Below are 20,761 nucleotides of genomic sequence, written 5' to 3'. Positions count from 1 at the left end.
ACGGCGGTCACATGTTCGTGTCGGATGCGGCGACGACGGCTTCCCTCAGCGCGGCCCGCAGACGGCCGACCTCCAGTGGTGTCAGCACAGCGGCTTCGCCCGGCGGCACGTTGATCACGATGTGCCCCTGGCTGACGAACACCGTCAAGTCCCGTCGGCGCGAAGCGATGTCGCGGCAGCTCACCTGCCACTCCTCTTTGGCTCCCACGGGTTTCTTCCTCCAGCTCGCTCGGCGCACCGGCCCGGTGGTCCCGGTGCTCACATCGGAGAGACGTGGGTCACCGGCGGTCATGACGAAGGTTTGGCGTTCTCCATCGGGCGACCGTGCCGAGCTGCGGATAGCGTCGCACGTGGGACGAGACTTGGTCACCTGGAGGGGTGAAAATGGCGGAACCGCAACGCATCGTGATCGTCGGGACTGGCCTCGCCGGTGCCTCCGCGGCAAGCGCGCTCCGAGACCGCGGCTACGGCGGCAGGATCACCATGTTCGGCACCGAGAACCGTCGCCCGTACGAGCTTCCCGCGCTGTCCAAGGACATCTTGCTGGACAAGACCAACGAACCCGCGTGGGTGCACGAGGCGAGTTTCTACGCGGACAACGAGATCGACCTCGAACTCGGCGTGTCGGTGCTGGAGGTGCGGCCCGGCGATCACACGGTGGTTGACTCCAACGGAGCAGTGCGTTCCTACGATCGGCTCTTGCTCGCGACCGGATCGCGCCCGCGCGTTCTGCCTGGCGCGCAAGGACATGTGCTGCGCACGCTGACCGACTCGCTGACGTTGAAGTCGGAGCTGCGCGAGGGCAGGCACGTCGTGATCGTCGGCGCCGGCTGGATCGGCTGCGAGGTGGCCTCCGCCGCCCGCACGCACGGCTGCCGCGTCACCGTGGTCGACCCGCTGGCGGAACCGCTGGTCCGCGTCCTGGGCGCCGAGATGGGCGTGATGTTCCGCGGCCTGCACGAGGAACACGGCGTCGAGTTCAAGCTGAACACCGGCGTGGCGGGCTTCTCGCCGTCGGGCGTGCGGCTGGACGACGGCACCGAGCTGATCCCGGACGTCACGGTGCTGGCCGTCGGCGCGACCCCGCGACTCGAACTCGCCGAGGCCGCCGGACTGGACCTCGCGGACGGCGGTGTGGCCGTCGACGCCGCGTTGCGCACGTCGGCGCCCGATGTGTTCGCGGCCGGCGACATCGCGGCGCACGACCACCCCCGCTACGGCCACCGGGTCCGGGTCGAGCACTGGGCGAACGCGAAGGACCAGGGCACGCACGTCGCGGGCTCGCTGATCGGGCTGGACGAGCCGTACCAGAAGTCGCCGTACTTCTTCACCGACCAGTACGACCTGGGCATGGAGTACCGGGGTCTGGCGGATCCTTCCGATGAACTGGTCGTGCGCGGCGATGTGGCGTCACGGCAGTTCATCGCGTTCTGGCTGCGCGACGGACGGTTGCGGGCGGCCATGAACGTCAACGTCTGGGACGACGGCACGGCGCTGAGTGCGTTGGTGGACGCGCAGGCGACCGTGACGCCGGCCCAGTTGCGCGAGGAGGATCTCGGCTCGCTGGCCTAGATGCAAGAGCCGTGCATCGGGCCTTCGCCGTTGGCGAGGTCGCCCAAGGCCTTGCGGATGATCGCCATCTCCTGATCGGTGAAGCGGGCGCGGAAGCCGCGTTCGACCTCGGCGAGCGCGGCTCCCGCCTGCTTCTGCAGCTCGCGGCCCTTGTCGGTGATCACCGGCGTGCGCACCCTGCGGTCGTTGGGGTCGGGCACCCGCATGATCAGGCCGGCCCGCTCCAGCTTGTCGAGCTCGCTCATCAGCGTGGTCTTGTCCAGGCCGAGCATCGCCCCGAGCTTGAGCTGGGTGCGCGCGGCCTCCTCGTCGCTGGCGAGTGCCTGCAGGACCAGCTGGCCGCGCAGCGTGATGCCGAACTTCGTGATCTCTTCGGCGAAGGCGGCCCCGACCCGCTGGGTGGCGCGGTGCAGCAGCCAGTTGAAGTCCCACTTCTCGACGCACGCGGCGATCGGTTGCTGCACCTCCATGTGGTCCATCCTACATCCCGTCGAAGATGTTCTCGACTAAGAACATCTTGACGCGGAAGTTCTTCACTCGTATGTTCTGGGTATGACCAATCTGCTGCACATCGACACGAGCATTCGCTACGAGGGATCCGTGACCAGGGAGATCTCTGGTCAGTTCGCTGACGTCTGGCGGTCGGTGAACCCCGAGGGTGGCTACACCTACCGCGACCTGCACGCGTCGCCGATCCCGCACAAGGACGGCACGGACCAGGGCATCGAGGCCGGTCTGATCGCCGAGGTCGACGCCGCGGACGTGATCCTCATCGGCGCGCCGATGTACAACTTCTCGATCCCGTCGACCCTGAAGGCCTGGATCGACCAGGTCGCGACCTCCGCGCACTTCGCCCGCGAGGACGGCACGTTCGCGTGGGGCGGCAAGCGCGTTGTCGTCGTCACGGCTCGTGGTGGCTCGTACAAAGCGGGCACGCCGCGCGAGGGTTTCGACTTCCAGGAGCCCTACCTGCGCGCCGTGCTGTCGATGGTCGGGCTCGACCAGAACCTGGAGTTCGTGCACGCCGAACTGACGCTGGCGGACGTGGTGCCGCAGATGCACCAGTTCCGCGAGCTCGCGGTCGAGTCGCTGGCCGACGCACACCGCGTGGTGAAGGAACTCGCGTCCGCCTAGTCTCGGCCAGATGATCGACAAGGTTGCCTGGATTCAGCTGGAGGGCGGCAGGGTGCTCGGCACCCGATCGGCCGGCAAGGACACGTACTACCTGCCCGGTGGCAAGCGGGAGCCGGGGGAGAGCGACGTCGAGACGCTCGTGCGCGAGATCCGCGAGGAGCTGTCCGTCGAGATCGACGCGGCGTCGGCGCGGCACATCGGGACGTTCGAGGCGCAGGCGCACGGTCACTCGTCGGGGGTGACGGTGCGGATGACCTGTTACACCGCGTCGTTCACGGGGGAACCGGTGGCGTCGGCCGAGATCGAGGAACTCGCCTGGCTCACCACCGCCGATGTGGACCGGATCTCTCCGGTCGATCGCATCATCTTCGCTCACCTGCACGAAGCCGGGTTGCTGGCCTAAGCTGGTAAGCGCTTTCCCAACCCTGTCCACCTACCGCCGCCACGCTGTAGGGAGTGACAAGCATGGGGTCTCGCAACAGATCGGTCGTGCTGGCGGCAGTGTGTGCGACCGCCGCCGGCGCGCTGGCCGGAACGACTCCCGCCATCGCGGAATCCGGAGAGTGGCGCGTCGCTGCGCCGGTCAGCTCTCAATCGGTTGCACCAGAAGCATTCGTCCGGCTCGACAAGGGGAGGTTGAGCCTTTCGGTCCGGCGCGGCGGCTCCACGGTGCTGGAGCCGTCCGCGCTGGGCATCCGCACCGCCGACGCCGACCTGACCTCTGGGCTGAAGTTCGTCGGGTCGTCGTCGCGGCTCGTCCAGGACTCGTACACGACCGTTTCCGGCAAGAAGCGTCAGCACACCTACGTCGGCACCGAGACGACGTTCCACCTCCAACGGCTGGGCGCGCGGTTGGACGTCGTGGTGCGCACGTCCGCGGACGGCGTTGCGTACCGGTACGTGCTGCCGTCGGACAAGTGGGCGACCGTGCTCGGTGAGGCGTCCGAGTTCGCGGTGCCGTCATCGGCTGACAAGTTCCTTCTGCCGTACGACAACGGGCGTGGCGACTACGAGTCCGCGCACGTTCGCGTTGCCGAGAAGGACGTCGAGTACGGCTATCCGGCGCTGTTCCACGTCGGTGACGCATGGCTGTTGCTCGCGGAATCCGATCTCGACGGCCGCTACGGCGGTTCGCGGGTCGTCTACGACGGTTCGCGCTATCGGCTCGTGCTGCCCGATCCGGCCGAGACTTCCACCGGACCGCTGGCCACGCCGTGGCGCGTGCTCGGCGTCGGCTCGCTCGCCGACGTCGTGGAGAGTTCGCTGATCACGTCGTTGGCGCCACCGTCGAAGATCGCCGACACCTCGTGGATCAAACCCGGTACCGCGGTGTGGTCGTGGTGGGGTGACGGCACGGGGAACCTGGCTCTGCAGAAGCAGTACGCCGACTACGCGGCCAAGCAGGGCTACCGGTACAACCTCGTCGACTCCGGGTGGAGCGCCGACTGGATCCCCGAGCTGATCGCGTACTCGAAGGCGCGCGGTGTGGAGACCTGGCTGTGGGTGCGGTGGCAGACCATCGACACCGACAGCGAACGGGAGCGGCTCTTCGCCCAGTACCGCTCGTGGGGCGCGGCCGGGCTGAAGATCGACTTCGTGGAGTCCGACGGACAGGACCGCATGCGCTGGTACGACGCCGTCTACGCGGCGGCCGCGAAATACCAGCTGATGCTGAACTTCCACGGCGCCCCGATCCCGCGCGGCGTCGAACGCACCTGGCCGCACGTGCTGTCGGTGGAGGCGGTGAAGGGCGCGGAGGGCACCAAACCGCGTCCGGGCCGCGAGCCGTTCCCGATCGAGCACTACCTGACATTGCCGTTCACCAGGAACCTGACCGGCCCGATGGACTTCACGCCGGTGACGTTCTCCGGCGTCCGCCCCAACTCGGACGCGGCCGAGCTCGCGCTGAGTGTGCTGTACGAATCCGGTGTCCAGCACTTCGCGGACAAGATCTCCAGCTACGCCGCGTACCCGGTGGCCGAGCAGTTCCTGCGCACCGTGCCGGCCGCGTGGGACGAGACCAGGCTGGTCGCAGGTGATCCGGGCAAGCTCGCGGTGCTGGCCCGGCGGTCCGACGCCACGTGGTTCCTCGGCGCCGGGGTGGCGGGTGATCCGCGTGACCTTTCGGTCGGAACGGGATTTCTCGGCGCCGGCTCCTGGTTGGTCGAGCTGTACCACGACGGCCCGGCGGGCAAGATCACGTTCGACACCAAACGTGTTGCGGCGAGAGACTCCCTGACGGTGCCCGTGGCTCGCGACGGTGGCTACGCGGCCCGGCTCTGCCAGGCGCCGCCGACCGCCACGACCTGCGGCTGATCACTCCATCTGGTCGGTCGCCCGCCACGCGGGGGTCTGGTGCGCAGTGAAGCGGCGCGCCCGGCCCCCGCGTGCCCAGACGGCGGCGGCCGTCGTCACGACGGTGATGATCACGTAGATCGCCGAGAAGCTGAGGTGCGCGACGAGCGCCGCGCCCACGGCGAGTCCCAGCGGTACCGCGCCGAACACGATGCTCATCGCGGTCGCACTGACCCTGCCGAGGACGGCCGCGGGAGTGCGTTGCTGCACCAGCGTGGCCACCGAGATGACGGTCCACGCGAGCCCGACGCCGGTCACGAAACCGGAGACGAGCACCGCCGGAAGCCACGCGACCGTCCTGGCCAGCGCGCCCACGGCCATGAGCAGGAGTCCCGCCCGCACGTCGGCGCGTTTGCCCAGCAGACCGGCGAGGACCGAACCGGCACCCTGGGCGGCGGCCAGCACGCCGAGCAGTTCCGGTCCGTGGTGCAGGCCCTTCTCCACGAGCTGGAACTGGGCGGCGCTGTTGAGCGAGCTCGCGAACAACGCCGTGGCCGTGCCGGCGATCGGCCAGGTCAGTGCCCTCAGGTGCGGCCAGCTCGGTGCCTCGCGGGGTGCGGGCGGTGGTTCGTCGACTCTGATCATGCTGGTGGCCGCGGCGGCGAGCACGAACGAGAACGCGTCGATGGCGATGACCGGCCACGCGCCGTGCGCCGCGAACAGTGCGGCACCGGCGAGTGGCGCCACGAGCTTCATGCCTTCCTGCAACGACATGCGCAGGCCGTTGACCCTGGCGAGCTGGTCCTGGGGGAGCATCGCCACGAGGAGGGCGGGTTCCGCGGCGCTGACCAGCACGGACTTCGTGCCGTAGAGCAGCAGGACCGCGAAGATCACCCACGGTTCGTCGGTGAAGAAGAGCAGTGCCAGTGCCGGGACGATCGCGAGGTCCGTCCAGATCAGCAGTGGCTTGCGGCGGTAGGAGTCGGCGAACCGGCCGATCCACGGAGAGAGCACGCCGGGCGCGTAGACGCACAGGAGCGCCAGCGTGGCGAGCGCGTCGCTGCCCGTGAGCGACTTCACCCAGATCCCGGCGACCAGCAACATCGCGCTCGTCCCGAAGAACGACAGCACGAGGCCGGCGAAGTACCAGCGCACCACGGTCGTACCCCCAGATACGACGAAAGAGAAGAGCGGCGCTCTCCTCCCACTTCAACATATAGCGCACCCGGGGCCTTGCCACAAGACCCCGGGCATGCTTCATCATTGCCCGGCCAACGTCATCTACCTGGGGAAATGGGGAACACTCCATGATCGACGTCATCATCGCCGGCGGTGGACCGACCGGCATGATGCTGGCTGGCGAACTTCGGCTGCACGGCGTGAACGTGGTTCTGCTGGAACGGGACCTGGAGCCCACCAAGGTGGTCAGGGCGCTCGGCCTGCACGCGCGCAGCATCGAGATCCTGGACCAGCGCGGCCTCGCGAACCTGGTCCTGGAGCCCGGCACGACGCACCCGCTCGCCGGGTTCTTCGCCGGCATCGACAAGCCGGCGCCGGAACGGCTCGACACGAAGTACCCGCACGTCCTCGGCCTGCCGCAGCCGATCATCGAACGCGTGCTGGCCGAGCACGCCACCGCGATCGGTGCCGAGATCCGGCGCGGCGCGGAGGTGACCGGGCTGGCGCAGGACGACGAGGGGGTGACCGTCGAGCTGGCCGACGGCACGTCGTTGCGGTCGCGGTACCTGGTCGGGTGCGACGGCGGCCGCAGCACCGTCCGCAAGCTCGTCGGCATCGACTTCCCCGGCGAGCCCACGCGGGTGGAGACGCTGCTGGGCGAGATGGAGATCGGCATGCCCTGGGAGGAGGCGATGCCGTTGATGCTGGAGATCCGCAAGACGCACAAGCGGTTCGGCATCGGCCCGATCGGGGGCCTGGGGACCTACCGGGTCATCGTGCCGGCCGAGGGCGTGAGCGAGGACCGCGCGATCATGCCGACGCTGGACGACTTCAAGCAGCAGCTGGTCCGGATCGCCGGCACCGACTTCGGCGTGCACGACCCGCGCTGGATGTCCCGCTTCGGTGACGCCACCCGGCAGGCCGAGCGCTACCGGTCCGGCCGGGTGTTCCTCGCGGGCGACGCCGCGCACATCCACCCGCCGACCGGCGGTCAGGGCCTCAACCTGGGCGTGCAGGACTCGTTCAACCTGGGCTGGAAGCTCGCCGCGGCCGTGCACGGCTGGGCGCCCGCGGACCTGTTGGACAGCTACGAGGCCGAACGGCACCCGGTGGCCGAGGAGGTGCTGAACAACACCCGTGCGCAGATCGAGCTGATGAAGGTCGAGCCCGGCCCGCAGGCGGTGCGGCGGCTGCTCACCGAGCTGGTTTCGTTCGAGCAGGTCAACAAGTACCTGGTGGAGAAGATCATCGCGGTCGCGATCCGGTACGACTTCGGCTCGTCGGACGACCTGGTCGGGCGGCGGATCGGGGACCTCGCGCTGAAGCGGGGCGGGCTCTACGACCAGATGCACGCCGGTCGCGGGATCCTGCTCGACCAGACCGGAACGCTCTCCGCCGGCGGCTGGGCGGACCGGGTCGACCACCTCGTCGACGTCAGCGAGGAGCTGGACGTGCCCGCCCTGCTGATCCGTCCGGACGGGCACGTGGCGTGGGCAGGTGACGACCAGCAGAGTCTCGACGACCAGCTGGCCCGCTGGTTCGGCACCGCCCGCTGAGCCTTCATGGCGTCTGCAAGTACCACCAGCCACCCGGCTGGTGGTACTTGCAGACGCTCCAACACCCAGAGCCTGGTCACCCGTTCGGGGCTCGGAGACGCTTTGTCACACTGTGCGGCGTGTCCGAGCCGACGACCGCCGTGCTGCTCCGTGCAGCCGAGCTCACCGCCTCGGGGAAACCGCGGCAGGCCATCGACCTGCTGCGGCCCCTCGTGGCGGCGAACCCTCGGCACGCCGAGGCGTGGTGCCGGCTCGCGGCCGCCCACCTCGATCTCGGTGAGGCGGACCAGGCGCTCGACTCGGCCAAGCGCGCGATGATCCTCGACGGCGAGCCCGCGTGGCCGCAGCGGTTGGCCGCGCTGGCGTTGAGCGACCTCGGCCGGCACGCCGAAGCCGCTGTCGCCGCGCGGGAGTCCGTGCGCCGCAAGCCGGGCGACTGGCGTTGCTACGTCGTGCTCGCCGAGGTCCTCGCGGACTCCCCGGACGGCGCCGTGGAGGCGTTCGACGCGGCCCTGCACGCCTCCCAGCTCGCGTCCACCGAGGCGCGGGCGTTCCAGGTGCTCGGCGACGCGGCGCTGCGCATGCGCGACTGGGGCACCGCGGAGCACGCGTACCGGTCGGCGATCAAGCTCGACCCGTCCGACGCCGACTCCAGGGCGAACCTCGCGACCGTGCAACGGCGGCGTTCCGCCAAGCCGGCACCGCTGCAGTTGAACAAGCTGCAAGTGTGGCGTTCGCTGCGCACGCTGTCGTTGCTGCTCGTCGGCGGCGGTTTACTGGCGTTGGTCGCCGGCATGCCGCGACCGACGCCCTACCTGGGGTTCTTCACCGGTGCGCTGGTGCTGTGCTGCGCCGTTGTGGCGTTGCGGCTGCGCCCGTACAAGCTGCTGTTCGGCCTGCGCAAGCTCGCGGTGACGGTGTGGCTGCTCGCCGCGTCAGCACTGATCCTGACCGGCTGGACGGTCGCGTTGTTCATCGGCGCCACCACGATGCAGCCGCTTGTGCTTTCCTGGTTGTGCGCTGTCGTCGGTGGCGCGCTCGTGTACGTCGGGGGAGGCAGGAAGCGGTGATGCGTCGCAACGCGGTCGCGCTCGCGTTCCTGCTGTTCCTCGGACAGCTGTTCATCGTCGCCGCGCCCGCCGAACCGGCGCTCGGTGACGGTTCGGTCATCCGGCACGGCCACGACTTCGCGAACCTGCCGGTCACCGCACCGAAACCGCACAACCTCCAGGCAGCCCAGGTGCCGCAGGCCCAGCTGCCGATGGACGTGCCGCCGGTCGCGAAGCCCGCGGTGCCCAGGCGGTTCGTCGTCGCCTACACCCGGCACACGCACCACCTGCCGCACGGCGTCCACTGGACCCCGCAGCGGGATCGTTCACCGCCTTCCGGTCGCTGAAACCCGTTTCTCAGCAACCACTTTCATCCCGGAAGGCTCTCTCACCCATGTCGCGCGACAACGCGCGACGAGGGCTCCTCGTGCGCGGTCTCATAGCGCTCGGGGTCCTTGTCGCATCTGCTTTTCTGCTGCTCACCACAGATCCCCGCCTCGGCCTCGACCTGCGCGGTGGAACCCAGATCGTCCTGGAGGCCAAGGGCGACTCCGACGCCGCCGACCGATCGCTGGAGGTCCTGCGCCGCCGCGTCGACGCACTCGGCGTCGCGGAACCGGTGATCGCCCGCTCCGGCGAGAACCGCATCGTCGTCGAACTGCCCGGCGTCCAGGACCCGGAAGAGGCGGTGAAGGTCCTCGGCCGCACCGCGCAGCTGACCGTGCAGCGGGGCGGCCAGACCGTCATGACCGGCGAAGGCATCTCGGACGCGCAGTCCGCCCGCAACCCGCAGGGTGCGGGCTTCGTGGTCAACATCCAGTTCCAGGGCGACGCACCGTCGAAGTGGCAGAAGGTCACCGGCGAGGCGGCCTGCGAACCGTCCGGCACCCCCGGTCGGCAGATCGCGTTCGTGCTGGACGGCAAGCCCATCTCGTCGCCTGAAGTAAGCCTCGACACGCCTTGCGGTGCCGGTCAGGCAGGCGGCGCCACCACGATCACCGGCCGGTTCGCTCAAGCCGAAGCGAAGGAACTGGCCCTGGTCATCCGTTCCGGCGCGCTGCCCGTGCCGGTCGAGGTGATCGAACAGCGCACCGTCGGGGCGACCCTGGGCGCGGAGGCGATCGAGGCCAGTGCTCGGGCCGCGATCATCGGCATCGCGCTGACCTCGGTGTTCCTCATCTTCGCCTACCGGCTGGCCGGATTCCTCGCCGTGCTGGCCCTGGTCGGTTACGCGGGCGTCGCCTACGCGGGCCTGCTGGCCATCGGCGCCACCCTGACGTTGCCGGGCCTCGCCGGTTTCGTGCTGGCGATCGGCATGGCGGTCGACGCGAACGTCCTGATCTTCGAACGAGCACGCGAGGAGTACGCCAGAAAACCGAACCTGCGCCGAGCCGCGGAGGGTGGCTTCCGCGGGGCGTTGAGCGCGATCGCCGACTCGAACGTGACGACGCTGCTGGCGGCCGGGTTGCTGTTCTGGCTGGCCACGGGCCCGGTCCGGGGTTTCGGCGTCACCCTGACCATCGGTGTGCTGGCGTCGATGTTCAGCGCTCTGGTGCTGTCGCGCGTGCTGGTGCTGTGGGTGTTCGGCCTGCGGTTCGTGTCGAAGCGCCCACGTCTGAGCGGCCTGCACACCCTGGGCTGGGTCCGGCAGCGGTTGTCGGTCGTGCTGTACCGGCGGCCTTCCCGGTGGCTGATCACCGCCGGCGTGCTGGTGCTCGTGGCGTTCGCCGGCCTGTTCGTGCGCGGCCTGAACCTGGGCGTCGAGTTCACCGGCGGCCGCATGCTCGACTTCACCGCGGGCGGCCCGATCGACGCCGGCCGGGTCCGGAGCGCGTTGTCCGGCGCGGGTTTCTCCGACGTGGTCGTGTCCTCCTCCGGCAACGAGGTCTCGCTGCGCACCGGCCCGATCGACGACGCTGCCTCTTCGCGGCTGGGCGAGGTCGTGTCCTCGGCCGTCGACGGCGGCGTCCGCCAGTCCAGCAACGAGCTGATCGGCCCGTCGCTGTCGTCCGAACTGCGCCGCAACGCCGTGATCGGCCTGGCCATCGCCGTGATCGCCCAGCTCGGCTACCTGGCCGTGCGCTTCGACTGGCGCCTCGGCCTCGCGACGGTCGCCGCCCTGCTCAGCGACGTGGTGGTGCTGGTCGGCGTGTTCGCCTGGATGGGCAAAACCGCCGACGGGGTGTTCCTCGCGGCCCTGCTGACCGTGATCGGCTACTCGGTCAACGACTCCGTGGTCGTGTTCGACCGTCTACGCGAACTGCGCGGCTCTCGTTTCAAAGCGTCTTACGCCGACGTGGTGTCCGACGCGGTCGTGCAGACCGTGCCGCGCACCGTGAACACCGGAATCGGCGTGTTGTTCGTGCTGGCGGCGCTGCTGGTGCTGGGCGACGGCTCGCTGGCCAACTTCGCGACGGCGTTGCTGATCGGCCTGATCGCCGGCACGGCGTCCACAGTGGTCACCGCGGCCCCGGTGGCGCTGTGGCTGGAGTCCCGCTGGCCGCGCCGAGCAGTTTCGAAGAAGCGCCCGGTGGGGGTGCACGCCTAGCTCCTCCCCGCCTTCGCGCTTGGTTCAGCGACCCGTTCGGCAACGAGCTCTTCCTGGTGCGGCCGGCTTCGTAGCAAGCTGGACGCATGACCTCATTCGCCGCGTACCAGAACGAGATTTACCTGCAGGGGCTCGGCGGCGCGGTGCCGCCGTTCACCACCGATCCGAACGCGCTGGAGCAGTCCGCGCGCGACCGGCTGGGACCGGGGCCGTTCTGGTACGTGGCGGGAGGTGCGGGCTCGGGCGCCACCGTGAAGGCGAACCGGGACGCTTTCGAACGCGTGCAGATCGTGCCGCGGATGCTGACCAACGCCACCGAGCGGCACCTCGGTGTTTCCGTGCTGGGCACCGAGCTGCCGGCGCCGGTGATGCTCGCACCCGTTGGTGTGCAGTCGATTCTGCACCCGGACGGCGAGCTGGCGACCGCGCGGGCGGCGGCCGAGCTCGGGGTGCCGATGGTGTTGTCGACCGCGTCCTCGCACACCATCGAGGAGGTCGCGGAGGCTTCCGGCGACGGGCCGCGCTGGTACCAGCTGTACTGGCCGAACGACCCGGACGTGTGCGCGTCGCTGCTGGAGCGGGCTCGCAAGGCCGGGTACACCGCGTTGGTCGTCACGCTCGACACGTGGACGCTGGCGTGGCGGCCGCACGATCTGGACCAGGCGTACCTGCCGTTCCTGCGCGGAGTGGGCACGGCGATTCCGTTCAGCGACCCGGTTTTCCGCGCTGGGCTGCAGAAGTCGCCGGAGGAGGACCTGCCGATGGCGATCCTGCGCTGGGTGCAGCTGTTCACCGGCACCGACAAGTCGTGGGACCAGCTGGCGTTCCTGCGCGAGCACTGGGACGGGCCGATCGTCCTGAAAGGAATCCAGCACGCGGACGACGCGCGCAAGGCCGTCGAGTTCGGAATGGACGGTGTCGTCGTGTCCAACCACGGCGGGCGTCAGGTCGACGGCGCGGTGGGGTCGCTGGACGCGCTGCCGTCGATCGTCGAGGCGGTGGGGGAGCAGGTCGACGTGCTGTTCGACTCCGGCATCCGGACCGGCGCGGACATCGTGAAGGCGTTGGCGCTGGGGGCCAAGGCCGTGATGGTCGGACGGCCGTTCGCGTACGGGTTGGCGCACGGCGGTCAGGTCGGGGTGCGGCACGTGTTGCGCAGCCTGCTCGCGGACTTCGACCTGACGCTCGGGCTGTCGGGTCACCGCAGCCCGGCCGAGCTGGGCCCGGACGCGCTGCGGTTCACCCCTTAAGGCATCGTCGCGGTCATCCGCGCCAACGTGCCGAAGTCGGCTGGCTGCACCCGCAGCCAGCCTTCGCTCTTGGCCGCGAGGTACCGGCCGTTCGGCGTGTCGATGAACGTGAGCGGCGCGATGCAACGCTGCTTGCGTCCCAGGTGGTCGCGCTTGGCCGAGTAGACCTGACCGCCGCCGGTGCGCGGCTGGCTCATGATCTCCTTGAGCTGCGCGACCAGGTGGTCGTTCGGCGTGCTCGTCGGCCGGCTCTGCTGCATGAACGAGCCGGTGTCCTCGTACGACTGCCGCGGCTTCGGCTTCATCGCGTCCTCGGGCAGCGTGATCGGACCGCCCTTGCCCGCCGGCACCGGAGGCAGCGCGCCGACCAGTGCCTGCGGTGCCTCGTCCGGGCGGACCGGTTCGAGCACGAACTGCTGGTCCGGCGTCAGCACGATCCGCAGCGCGTCCTGGCCGTTCGTCACGACCAGCACGCTCTGTTGCGGGCCGTCCTTCAAGCTGAAGAACGCCCAGTACTCCACGCCCGCCTCGACCACGAGCCGCAGCGCGGCAGCCAGGTCCGGGTGGACCTGGCTGCCGCGCGCGAGCCCGTACTGCTCGAGCTGCGCCCAGGCCGACCGCTGCAGCCGTTCGAGCTCACTCACGTCGCCCGACTCGAGGAGGTCCTCGTCGAAGTCGACCTGGGTGAGCAGCGCACGGTGCAGCGACGGCAGACCCGCGGCCTGCCACGCCTGGTAGAGCGCGGTGACAGGGATGGCGACCCTGCTTCTCAGCACGTTCTCTCCTTATCCGCCGATGACCGGCGGAGCCACCATCGTTCCGTCACCGAAGATGTCCTCGGTCTCCTGCAGGTAGGACGCGGACTTGTGCTCCTTGTCCTCCTCGCCCTCACCGCGACCGGCACCGGCACCCATGCCGCCGGCCCCCATGCCCGCACCGCCCCGGCCACCAGCACCGGCCGCACCGGACCCGGCCGGCCCGAAGCCACCGGCACCGCCGCGCCCTTCACCGGCCACACCGGCAGCGCCACCGAACCCGCTGCCCATGCCGCCGGGCCCACCGAGCCCGGCCCCGCGAGCCGCCGCGGCGCCACCAAGCCCACCGCCGCCGCCACCGCGACCACCACCGGTACCGCCGCCGGGCCCGCCGAGCCCACGTCCGCCGGGTCCACCGGGACCGCCGGTCCGGTTGCGCGGGTCGTTGGGGTCGAACCGGCCGCGGTTGCGCGGGTCGTTCGGGTTGTTCGGATCCCAGCGGCCGCCGGGCGGGATGTTGGGATCACCCGTGGGAGGCCGGTTGCGGGGGTCGTTCGGGTCGCCGGGCGGGAACTGCGTCTGCGGCGCACCGGGCTCGAGCCAGGCCGGGTTCGTGCTGTCCGTGGGCGGCTTCCACCCGGACAGGTTGGTCTGGTCCTGGGAGCCGCTCCGGTCGCCGGAGCCGGTCGGCTGGTCGATGCCGTCGGGGGGAAGACCGGTCTTGGGCGGTGTCGTCTTCACGGGCCCGATGTTGGGGTCCCCGCCGTTCTCTTCGATGCTGACGTCACCCGTGGTCGGCGCAATGAACGTGGGCATGCTGTTCGCGCTCGCGGTGACGGCGCTCCCGTACTGGTTGAACGCCCGCATGTTCGCTTCGTTGACCTGCTGGTTCTTCTCGACCGCCTCGTCGTAGTCGGTCTCCCAGAACGCGAGGTCGTTGAGGAACGGCTTGTCCGGCACCGACGGCGGCTTCTGCATCGCGTACTTGGCGTTGACGTACGCCTCGCCGACCGTGTCGGACGTCGTGGCCGCTGAGGTCGCGGATGCTCCCGTGACATCCGCCCAGGTGGCGAGTGGCGAGGTGTTGCCGCGGGCGGAGTCGGCCGCCGCACCTTCCCACGACGCGCCGGAGTCGCTCACAGCCTTGTTGATCAGATCGGCGACGTCGGTGTGCCCCGACGAGAGGTCACGCCAGCCCTGCGCGGTCGGGGCCGTGCTCTGGCTCGGCCCCTTCCCCTTCTCGAACCACTTGTAGACCGTGTCGCCGCCCGCGAGGGGCAGCATCAAGAACCCGCCGATGTTCGGCTCATCCCCAGCCATGTCTGCTACCCCTTCAGTGTCTGGACGACTAGCTTGGCGAATTCCTCGGACTCGGTGCAGGGCTTCTTGGTCGCCCGTTCGGCGGAAGCGACGCTCACCGAAGAGGTGACCGAGTCGGTGTCGGACACCTGGATGATCGTGCGGCAGTCGATGGACGCGTCGGTGCCGTCGTAGGTGACGAAGCGGATGCCGTCGACCTTGTGGTCGGTGAAGACCGGGCTGTTCTTGACGTTGGCGATCATGTCGTCCACCGACTTGTCAGGCGTGACGGCGACCCTGTACGTCGAGTTCTTGATGACGTCCTGCCCCTTCCACGCACACTGCTGGCCAATCGTGGTGGAGGTGGTTTCCGGCGCGCGGACGCTTCCGAGCTTTGCCAGTTGAGCGGCCGGGACGACGTCGCACGGCTTCTCCACGAACTTGGCGATGCTGAGCCCGGAAGACGAGCCATTGCTCGTGGGTGAGCTGCTGGTCTGGTCCCCGCCGGTCGGCGCCGTCGTGTTGGGGTTTCCGCCGGTCTTCTCCGAGCATCCGGCGAGGACACCGATGGCGATGACGGCGGTCAACAGAGCGGTCATTCGCTTCAAGGTCGTGTCAGCCCTTCATCGCGGCCTTCGCCGCGTCGTCGGTGCCCCGGTACTCGGCCAGAGCCTTCTCGATGTTCTCGATCGTCTTCTCGAGCGCTTTCCGGGCCAAGTCATTGGCCCAGAGATAGCCGCCGGGCTCCTCACCCGCTGCCTGGCGCATCGCGAGCGTGGCCCAGCCGCTGTAGGGGTCGGGGCCAGGGGCGCCTGACTGCTTGAGGTTTGTGGCTGTGTTCCTCAGGTCGTTCAGATGCTCGACAGCCGCTTTCAGGCCGTCGATCATCTTCTGCGCCTGACTCGGCTCGACGCTGAACCTCTTCACCCCAGCGCCGCCGGCTCCCGCTGCCGTGGCGCCCGCCGCTGCGGCAGCACCCGCAACGGCCCCAGCCGCGGCGCTGACCGCCGGCACGATCGCGTCGAACATCAGCATCTCAGCCAGCTCCCCTCAGAACTCCACACCCCTGTTAGAGGATATTCGCATAGGTCCGGTTCCAAGCGTGGGTGAACGAGCGACGCCGACCAGGTCACATGGCCGTTTCGTGCAAGACCCGGCGCGTCGGGCGGCCTACGTTCGAGACATGATCGAACAAGCGAGGAACTTCATCTGGCACAACGCCCGCACGCTGGAACAACGCTGGTTCGAGCACGCCTTCGACGGCGGCAGTGCGGAGCACGTGGTCCAGGCCGTGCTGGCCTACCGCAACGACGACGGCGGATACGGCTATGCCCTCGAACCCGACCACCGCGGTCCCACCAGCCAGCCGCTGCACGCCCTGCGCGCCCTTCAGCTGTTCGGCGAGGTCAACGCCCCGGAGCAGGCCGAATCGGTCCTGACCTGGCTCGAGCGCACCTGCCCCGACGGCAGTGTCCCGTTCGGAATGTCCACTTCGAAGGACCACCCCAAGGCACCCTGGGTCGCCGCCGACGACCAGGGCGGACTTCTCCTCACCGCCCAGATCGCCGCCGCACTGCACGCGATGAACATCACCAGCCCGTGGCTCGCGAGGGCGACCGACTACTGCTGGCAGGAGATCGAAAAGCTCGCCGAGACCCACCCGTACGAGTTGCGCGCCGCGGCGATGTTCCTGGACGAGGTCCCCGACCGCGCCCGCGCCGAACTGGCCGCCGAAAAGCTCAAGCATCTCAAGCCGAGCACCGAGGGATATGCGGACGGCGAGGCACTGGAACCGCACCAGTACGCGCGGAAACCCACCAGCGTCGCCCGCAGGTGGTTCACCGACGACGAATTCGGCAAGGACCTCGACGAACTCCAGAACGGCCAGCAGGAAGACGGCGGCTGGAACTTCGGCTTTCCCGCCTTCACCCCGATAACCCACTTCGAATGGCGCTCGATCGCCACGATCGACGCGCTGCTGACCCTGAAACGCTACGGCCGGATCAGCTGACCCAACGACACGCCGGCCAGAGCACGGACCTCGCGGGCCAGGTGCGCCTGGTCCGCGTAACCGGCTTCGGCGGCGACCGAGGCGAACGGCACACCGTCCCACGCCAGGCGCAGCGCGGCGTCGAACCGCAGCACCCGCTGCAGCACCTTGGGCGGATATCCGAACGCGTCGAGGCATCGGCGGCGCAGCTGACGTGAGCTCAGCCCGATCTCCCACGCGGCCGAGCGCACGTCGCAGGTCCGCAGCAACGAAGCGGTGCCGCTCAGAACCGGATCCACGACGACCCGCGAGGCGCAGAAGTCCACCATCTCCGAGAACGACGACAGCCGGGCCGAAGGCACCAGCTCCGCCAACGGCACCCGCAGGTCTCGCACGGCATGCGCGGGCACACCGAACACCGACGGGAACGCGCCGGGCGGCAACCGCACCCCGTACAACGTCCCCGGCGCCACCACGGCGAGCTGCGCGGCGGTGTCCGGACCGGCCACGAACAACGCACCACTCGCCGGTGTCCACATCAGATCGGTGCACCCGTCCGGCACCACGCGTTGCACGGTCGACGCGGAGACCGTGCGCGTCCACAGGCAAGCCAGGCCCGCGGGAGCAGGACGTTCGGCGTACACCTGTCCATCAAAGCAAATGGCGCCGCATCCCGAAGGACGCGGCGCCAGATGGACGATACTGGGATTGAACCAGTGACCCCTACCGTGTCAAGGTAGTGCTCTCCCGCTGAGCTAATCATCCGTGTCGTGCGGATGACATTCTAGCGGACGAACCCACCTCGGCGCGCACCCAGGGGTCAGGTCCCGAACTTCACCCAGTTCACGCTGACGTACGGCGCGGGCTGACCGGACGTGAAGGTCACGTACACGTCGTGCACCCCGCTGATGTTGGAGATGTTGGCGGGAATGGTTCTCCACGCGTCCCAGCCCCCGGTGTTGCCGACCGCGAACGAACCGACCGGGGTCGCCGTCCGCGAGCCGAGCCGCACCTCGACCAGCCCGCTCACGCCGCCACCGGCACCCGAGGCGACACGAGCGTAGAACTGCCGCGCCGGGCCCGCGCCGAAGTCGACGCCCGAGAACTTCAGGTAGCCGCCGTTCGCGATCTGGTGCACGCCCGAGCCGCCGTCACCCGGTGCCACCGAACCGCCCGAACGCTCGGCCGCGCTCTCCGCCTGCAGCTCGGTGTAGGCCGAGCCACCGCCACCGGGCGGGGGAGTGGTCGTCGTCGTGGTGGTCGGAGGAGTGCCGCCAGCCGAGTAGACGGCCACGTAGTCCACGACCAGCGAGTGCCCGGACTGAGTGGCCGCGACAGGGGTCGGCTGGTTGTTGTTCAGCGCGTTCGGGAACGCCCCGCCCATCGCGAGGTTCAGCAGGATGAAGTACCCCGCGTGCGACGTCATCTGGTTCCAGACCGTCGCGCCGACGCGGGCCTGGGTGACCTGGTGGTACGACTGGCCGTCGACGAACCAGGTGAAGGTCTTCGCGGCGTCGTCCCACTCGAAGCGGTAGGTGTGGAACGCGGACTGGCAGGACGCGCCGGGGCACGTCCGCGAGTTGCCGATGCCGGTGAACTCGCCGCAGGCACCGCCGGGAGCCACGTCGCAGTGCAGCACACCCCAGACGGAGTTGATGCCGTTGACGTTCTCCATGATGTCGAACTCGCCGATGCCCGGCCAGTTCCAGTAGTTGCCGCGGAACGGCGAGCCCAGCGCCCAGAACGCGGGCCAGTAGCCCAGCGCGGCCTGACCGGTGACGTTCGGCATCTGGATGCGGCCCTCGATGGCGAGCTTGCCGCCGGGCGCCGGCTTGAAGTTGGCGCGCTGGGTCTCGATACGTGACGACGTCCAGTTGCCCGCGCCGTCCTTCAGCGCGGTGATCCGCAGGTTGCCGGAGCCGTCGAGTTTGATGTTCTGCGTGCTGTTCGTGTAGTTCTGGATCTCGCCAGTGCCCCAGTTGGCGGGGCCGCCGGGGTAGGCGTGACCGAGGTCGAAGATCCAGTTGGAGCTGGACGGCAAGGATCCGTTCGGACCGTTGAAGTCGTCACCCCACACCTGCGTCCATCCCGCTGCAGGGGGTGGGATCGAAGCGTTGGCGGACATGGCGGCGATCGCCAGGGGTACCGCGGCAATAAGAGCTGTCGTGGCCGCGAGAATGCGGCGGCGTTGCCTCATGCGCGAGTGACCTCCTTGTCACGGGTGCAGTCCATTTATGAGAGCGCTCTCACGGCGCAAGAACAAGCGGCCAATCGGAGCAACGACCACGAACGCACCAGGTCGCGCAGCGTCTCGTTTGGACTTATTTCGCGTCCGCGTAGCACGTCACGGGCACCGCGTTCATCGGGAACCGCACCGCCGTGTCGCCGAACAGCAACCGCGTCGCCTCGCGACCGGCCTCGGCGATCGCCTCGATCACCGCGTCGGCGTCCGCCCGTGGGCAGTGCACGAGCACCTCGTCGTGTTGGAAGAACACCAGATGCGCCTCGGCCGGCAACCGATTGCGCAGCACGGCCAACAACGCCGCCGTCCAGTCCGCCGCGCTGCCCTGCACCACGAAGTTGCGGGTGAACCGGCCCCAGTTCCGCGCCGCCTGCCGCGACGAGCGCGACACCTCACCGGAGTCGTCGGCGCCACCGGTGAGTTCGCGCCACGCCTCCGACGGTTCGGGTGACGTGCGCCCGAGCCGGGTGCGCACCATGCGGCCTTGCTCACCGGCCTGCGCGGCGGCTTCCACATAGCCGACGGCTTCGGGAAACCTCTTGCGCAGCACGGCGAGCAGCGGTCCGGCCTCACCCGAGGTGCCGCCGTACATCGCCGACAACATCGCGATCTTCGCGCGCGGCCGCTCGCCCTTGAACGAGTCCTCGGCCAGTGCGGAGTACAGGTCGTCGTCCGTGCACACCTCGATCAGCCGCTGATCGCCGGACAGCGCGGCCAGAATCCGCGGTTCGAGCTGCGACGCGTCGGCCGCGACGAGGCACCAGCCGTCGTCCGCGATCACGGCCTGCCGCATCAGCTTCGGAATCTGCAGTGCCGCACCACCCCGCGACGCCCACCGCCCCGACACCACCCCGCCGACCACGTAGTCGGGCCGGAACCGCCCGTCCTGCACCCACGCGTCGAGCCACGTCCAGCCGTGCGCCACCCACAGCCGTGCGCGCTCTTTGTAGTCCAGCAACGGTTCCACCGCGGGGTGGTCGACCTGCTTCAACACCCACCGGCGCGCCGACGGCACCTCGATGCCCGCCCGCGCGAACGCCCGCACGATGCTGGCGGGGGCGTCCGGGTTGATCTCCTTGCCGCCGAACGCCTCCTGGATCTGATCGGCCAGCGCCTGCAACTGCTTCGGCCGCGCACCCGGCGCCGGGCGCGGGCCGAGCACCTCCTCCAGAAGCCTGTTGTGCACGTCCGCCCGCCACGGCAACCCGTGGTGCGTCATCTCCGCCGCCACCAACGCCGACGCCGACTCCGCCGCGATCAGCAGCCCCAGTGCCGGATTCCGTTGCTGCGCCCGGAAAACCAGCGACAACGCGGCCAACGCGTCCGTGTCGCCCGGCAGCACCACCGGTTCCGGTTCGAACAACGTCAGCTCGACGTCCTTTTTGCGATGCCCCAGATCGGCCGGTGCGGGCAGGCCCAGCGCCCGTGCCAGCGCCGCCGGCAGTTCGCGCGGCTCCCGGTGCCTGCCCTCGGCACCGAGCAGCAACGCCTCGGTCAGGAACAGGTCCCAGCACCGGTCGACCCGCACCCCCGCGGCGAGCAGCAGCGGATAGATCTCCGAGGTGTCCGCCCACACCCACCGCGGTTTGTGGGCGCGCTCCAGCGACGCGACGGCGGAGGCGACGGAAGAGGCTGACATCGCGGGACCGGCGGGCGTCCCGTCGTCGTGCAGCTTCTGCCACCGCCCAGCGCCGTCCGGGTCGAGGACGAGGGCAACCAGCACACCCCAGATTGTGCAGCGAGGGTCTGACAGTTTCAGTGTGGGCTGAAACCGAGGCCGGTTTCGGACCAGGAACACGCCTAGTGGTTGGAGCCTCTCCAAGCCAGACAGCAATGGAGTGAAGGAAAAACGGGAAAAGACCACGATGGTGTGGTCTTCCTACCCCTGGCCT

Annotated in this window: 20 protein-coding genes and 1 tRNA gene; 10 read left to right on the top strand and 11 right to left on the bottom strand. The window is 69.4% G+C overall.

All coding sequences use genetic code 11. From position 1 onward, the window contains the following. Nucleotides 1-7: 7 nt before the first annotated feature. Nucleotides 8-208: a hypothetical protein gene (locus B0F77_RS41240; RefSeq protein ID WP_086668509.1), complete on the bottom strand. Its 201-nt coding sequence runs from the start codon at nucleotides 206-208 to the stop codon at nucleotides 8-10. Nucleotides 209-384: 176 nt separating this feature from the next. Between B0F77_RS41240 and B0F77_RS41235 the strand changes: the two genes are divergently transcribed. Further along, complete coding sequence (locus tag B0F77_RS41235) at nucleotides 385-1,572, top strand: NAD(P)/FAD-dependent oxidoreductase (protein WP_086668508.1); 1,188 nt, start codon at nucleotides 385-387, stop codon at nucleotides 1,570-1,572. Here the strand turns inward: B0F77_RS41235 and B0F77_RS41230 are convergent. Then, on the bottom strand, nucleotides 1,569-2,042 hold the full coding sequence (locus tag B0F77_RS41230) for a MarR family winged helix-turn-helix transcriptional regulator (protein WP_245849326.1): 474 nt from the start codon (nucleotides 2,040-2,042) through the stop codon (nucleotides 1,569-1,571). The genes B0F77_RS41235 and B0F77_RS41230 overlap by 4 nt on opposite strands. Nucleotides 2,043-2,124: 82 nt before the next feature. Here B0F77_RS41230 and B0F77_RS41225 point away from each other — a divergent pair, with 82 nt between their 5' ends. The 3 genes from B0F77_RS41225 (at nucleotide 2,125) to B0F77_RS41215 (ending at nucleotide 5,022) form a co-directional block, all read left to right on the top strand. Beyond that, complete coding sequence (locus tag B0F77_RS41225) at nucleotides 2,125-2,706, top strand: FMN-dependent NADH-azoreductase (protein WP_086668506.1); 582 nt, start codon at nucleotides 2,125-2,127, stop codon at nucleotides 2,704-2,706. Nucleotides 2,707-2,716: 10 nt separating this feature from the next. Next, nucleotides 2,717-3,109, top strand: a complete 393-nt coding sequence (locus tag B0F77_RS41220) for an NUDIX hydrolase (protein ID WP_086668505.1) — start codon at nucleotides 2,717-2,719, stop codon at nucleotides 3,107-3,109. Nucleotides 3,110-3,171: 62 nt separating this feature from the next. Further along, nucleotides 3,172-5,022, top strand: coding sequence for a glycoside hydrolase family 97 protein (locus B0F77_RS41215; protein ID WP_086668504.1), 1,851 nt, complete (start codon nucleotides 3,172-3,174; stop codon nucleotides 5,020-5,022). Here B0F77_RS41215 and B0F77_RS41210 read toward each other — a convergent pair whose 3' ends face one another. Beyond that, nucleotides 5,023-6,159: an MFS transporter gene (locus B0F77_RS41210; protein ID WP_086668503.1), complete on the bottom strand. Its 1,137-nt coding sequence runs from the start codon at nucleotides 6,157-6,159 to the stop codon at nucleotides 5,023-5,025. 149 nt (nucleotides 6,160-6,308) lie between these two features. Between B0F77_RS41210 and rox the strand changes: the two genes are divergently transcribed. The 5 genes from rox to B0F77_RS41185 all read left to right on the top strand — a co-directional run bounded on the left by rox (nucleotide 6,309) and on the right by B0F77_RS41185 (nucleotide 12,583). Beyond that, entirely contained in the window at nucleotides 6,309-7,736 is a 1,428-nt protein-coding gene (gene rox / locus B0F77_RS41205) for a rifampin monooxygenase (RefSeq protein WP_086668502.1), read from the top strand. Nucleotides 7,737-7,855: 119 nt separating this feature from the next. Then, nucleotides 7,856-8,806: a tetratricopeptide repeat protein gene (locus B0F77_RS41200; protein ID WP_086668501.1), complete on the top strand. Its 951-nt coding sequence runs from the start codon at nucleotides 7,856-7,858 to the stop codon at nucleotides 8,804-8,806. Next, nucleotides 8,806-9,132 carry a hypothetical protein gene (locus tag B0F77_RS41195; RefSeq protein WP_086668500.1) on the top strand — a complete coding sequence of 109 codons (327 nt, stop codon included), beginning with the start codon at nucleotides 8,806-8,808 and terminating at the stop codon, nucleotides 9,130-9,132. The genes B0F77_RS41200 and B0F77_RS41195 overlap by 1 nt, the downstream gene beginning before the upstream one ends. Nucleotides 9,133-9,212: 80 nt before the next feature. Further along, entirely contained in the window at nucleotides 9,213-11,333 is a 2,121-nt protein-coding gene (gene secD, locus B0F77_RS41190) for a protein translocase subunit SecD (RefSeq protein WP_342746900.1), read from the top strand. An 86-nt stretch (nucleotides 11,334-11,419) separates the two neighbouring features. Continuing rightward, nucleotides 11,420-12,583, top strand: a complete 1,164-nt coding sequence (locus tag B0F77_RS41185) for a lactate 2-monooxygenase (RefSeq protein ID WP_086668498.1) — start codon at nucleotides 11,420-11,422, stop codon at nucleotides 12,581-12,583. Here the strand turns inward: B0F77_RS41185 and B0F77_RS41180 are convergent. From B0F77_RS41180 to B0F77_RS41165, 4 genes are read right to left on the bottom strand one after another with little or no spacing between them, the layout of a single operon-like run. Next, nucleotides 12,580-13,359 (bottom strand): ESX secretion-associated protein EspG, encoded by a 780-nt coding sequence (locus B0F77_RS41180; protein WP_086668497.1) that lies wholly within the window; start codon nucleotides 13,357-13,359, stop codon nucleotides 12,580-12,582. The genes B0F77_RS41185 and B0F77_RS41180 overlap by 4 nt on opposite strands. A 9-nt stretch (nucleotides 13,360-13,368) precedes the next feature. Next, a complete protein-coding gene (locus tag B0F77_RS41175; protein ID WP_086668496.1) occupies nucleotides 13,369-14,658 on the bottom strand; it encodes a PPE domain-containing protein in 1,290 nt (429 codons plus the stop codon). Between the two features lie 5 nt (nucleotides 14,659-14,663). Beyond that, entirely contained in the window at nucleotides 14,664-15,236 is a 573-nt protein-coding gene (locus B0F77_RS41170; protein ID WP_086668495.1) for a DUF3558 family protein, read from the bottom strand. 16 nt (nucleotides 15,237-15,252) lie between these two features. Beyond that, nucleotides 15,253-15,672, bottom strand: coding sequence for a hypothetical protein (locus tag B0F77_RS41165; protein WP_086668494.1), 420 nt, complete (start codon nucleotides 15,670-15,672; stop codon nucleotides 15,253-15,255). Between the two features lie 148 nt (nucleotides 15,673-15,820). On the opposite strand from B0F77_RS41165, the gene B0F77_RS41160 reads away from it, so the two are divergent. Next, a complete protein-coding gene (locus B0F77_RS41160; RefSeq protein WP_086668493.1) occupies nucleotides 15,821-16,648 on the top strand; it encodes a prenyltransferase/squalene oxidase repeat-containing protein in 828 nt (275 codons plus the stop codon). On the opposite strand, the gene B0F77_RS41155 is transcribed toward B0F77_RS41160, so the two are convergent. The 4 genes from B0F77_RS41155 to B0F77_RS41140 form a co-directional block, all read right to left on the bottom strand. After that, nucleotides 16,630-17,271, bottom strand: coding sequence for a helix-turn-helix domain-containing protein (locus B0F77_RS41155; protein ID WP_245849324.1), 642 nt, complete (start codon nucleotides 17,269-17,271; stop codon nucleotides 16,630-16,632). The two genes, B0F77_RS41160 and B0F77_RS41155, sit on opposite strands and share 19 nt — an antisense overlap. 49 nt (nucleotides 17,272-17,320) lie before the next feature. Further along, a tRNA-Val gene (locus B0F77_RS41150) sits at nucleotides 17,321-17,392 on the bottom strand. A gap of 55 nt (nucleotides 17,393-17,447) precedes the next feature. Beyond that, nucleotides 17,448-18,824, bottom strand: coding sequence for a carbohydrate-binding protein (locus B0F77_RS41145; protein ID WP_086668492.1), 1,377 nt, complete (start codon nucleotides 18,822-18,824; stop codon nucleotides 17,448-17,450). 124 nt (nucleotides 18,825-18,948) lie between these two features. Then, nucleotides 18,949-20,589: a bifunctional 3'-5' exonuclease/DNA polymerase gene (locus B0F77_RS41140; protein WP_425435799.1), complete on the bottom strand. Its 1,641-nt coding sequence runs from the start codon at nucleotides 20,587-20,589 to the stop codon at nucleotides 18,949-18,951. Nucleotides 20,590-20,761: the final 172 nt, after the last annotated feature.

Source organism: Lentzea kentuckyensis, from assembly GCF_002150765.1.
Taxonomy (GTDB): Bacteria; Actinomycetota; Actinomycetes; order Mycobacteriales; family Pseudonocardiaceae; genus Lentzea; species Lentzea kentuckyensis.
The sequence above is the reverse complement of the archived record's forward strand: the minus strand, read 5'-3'. Positions and strand labels throughout refer to the sequence as shown.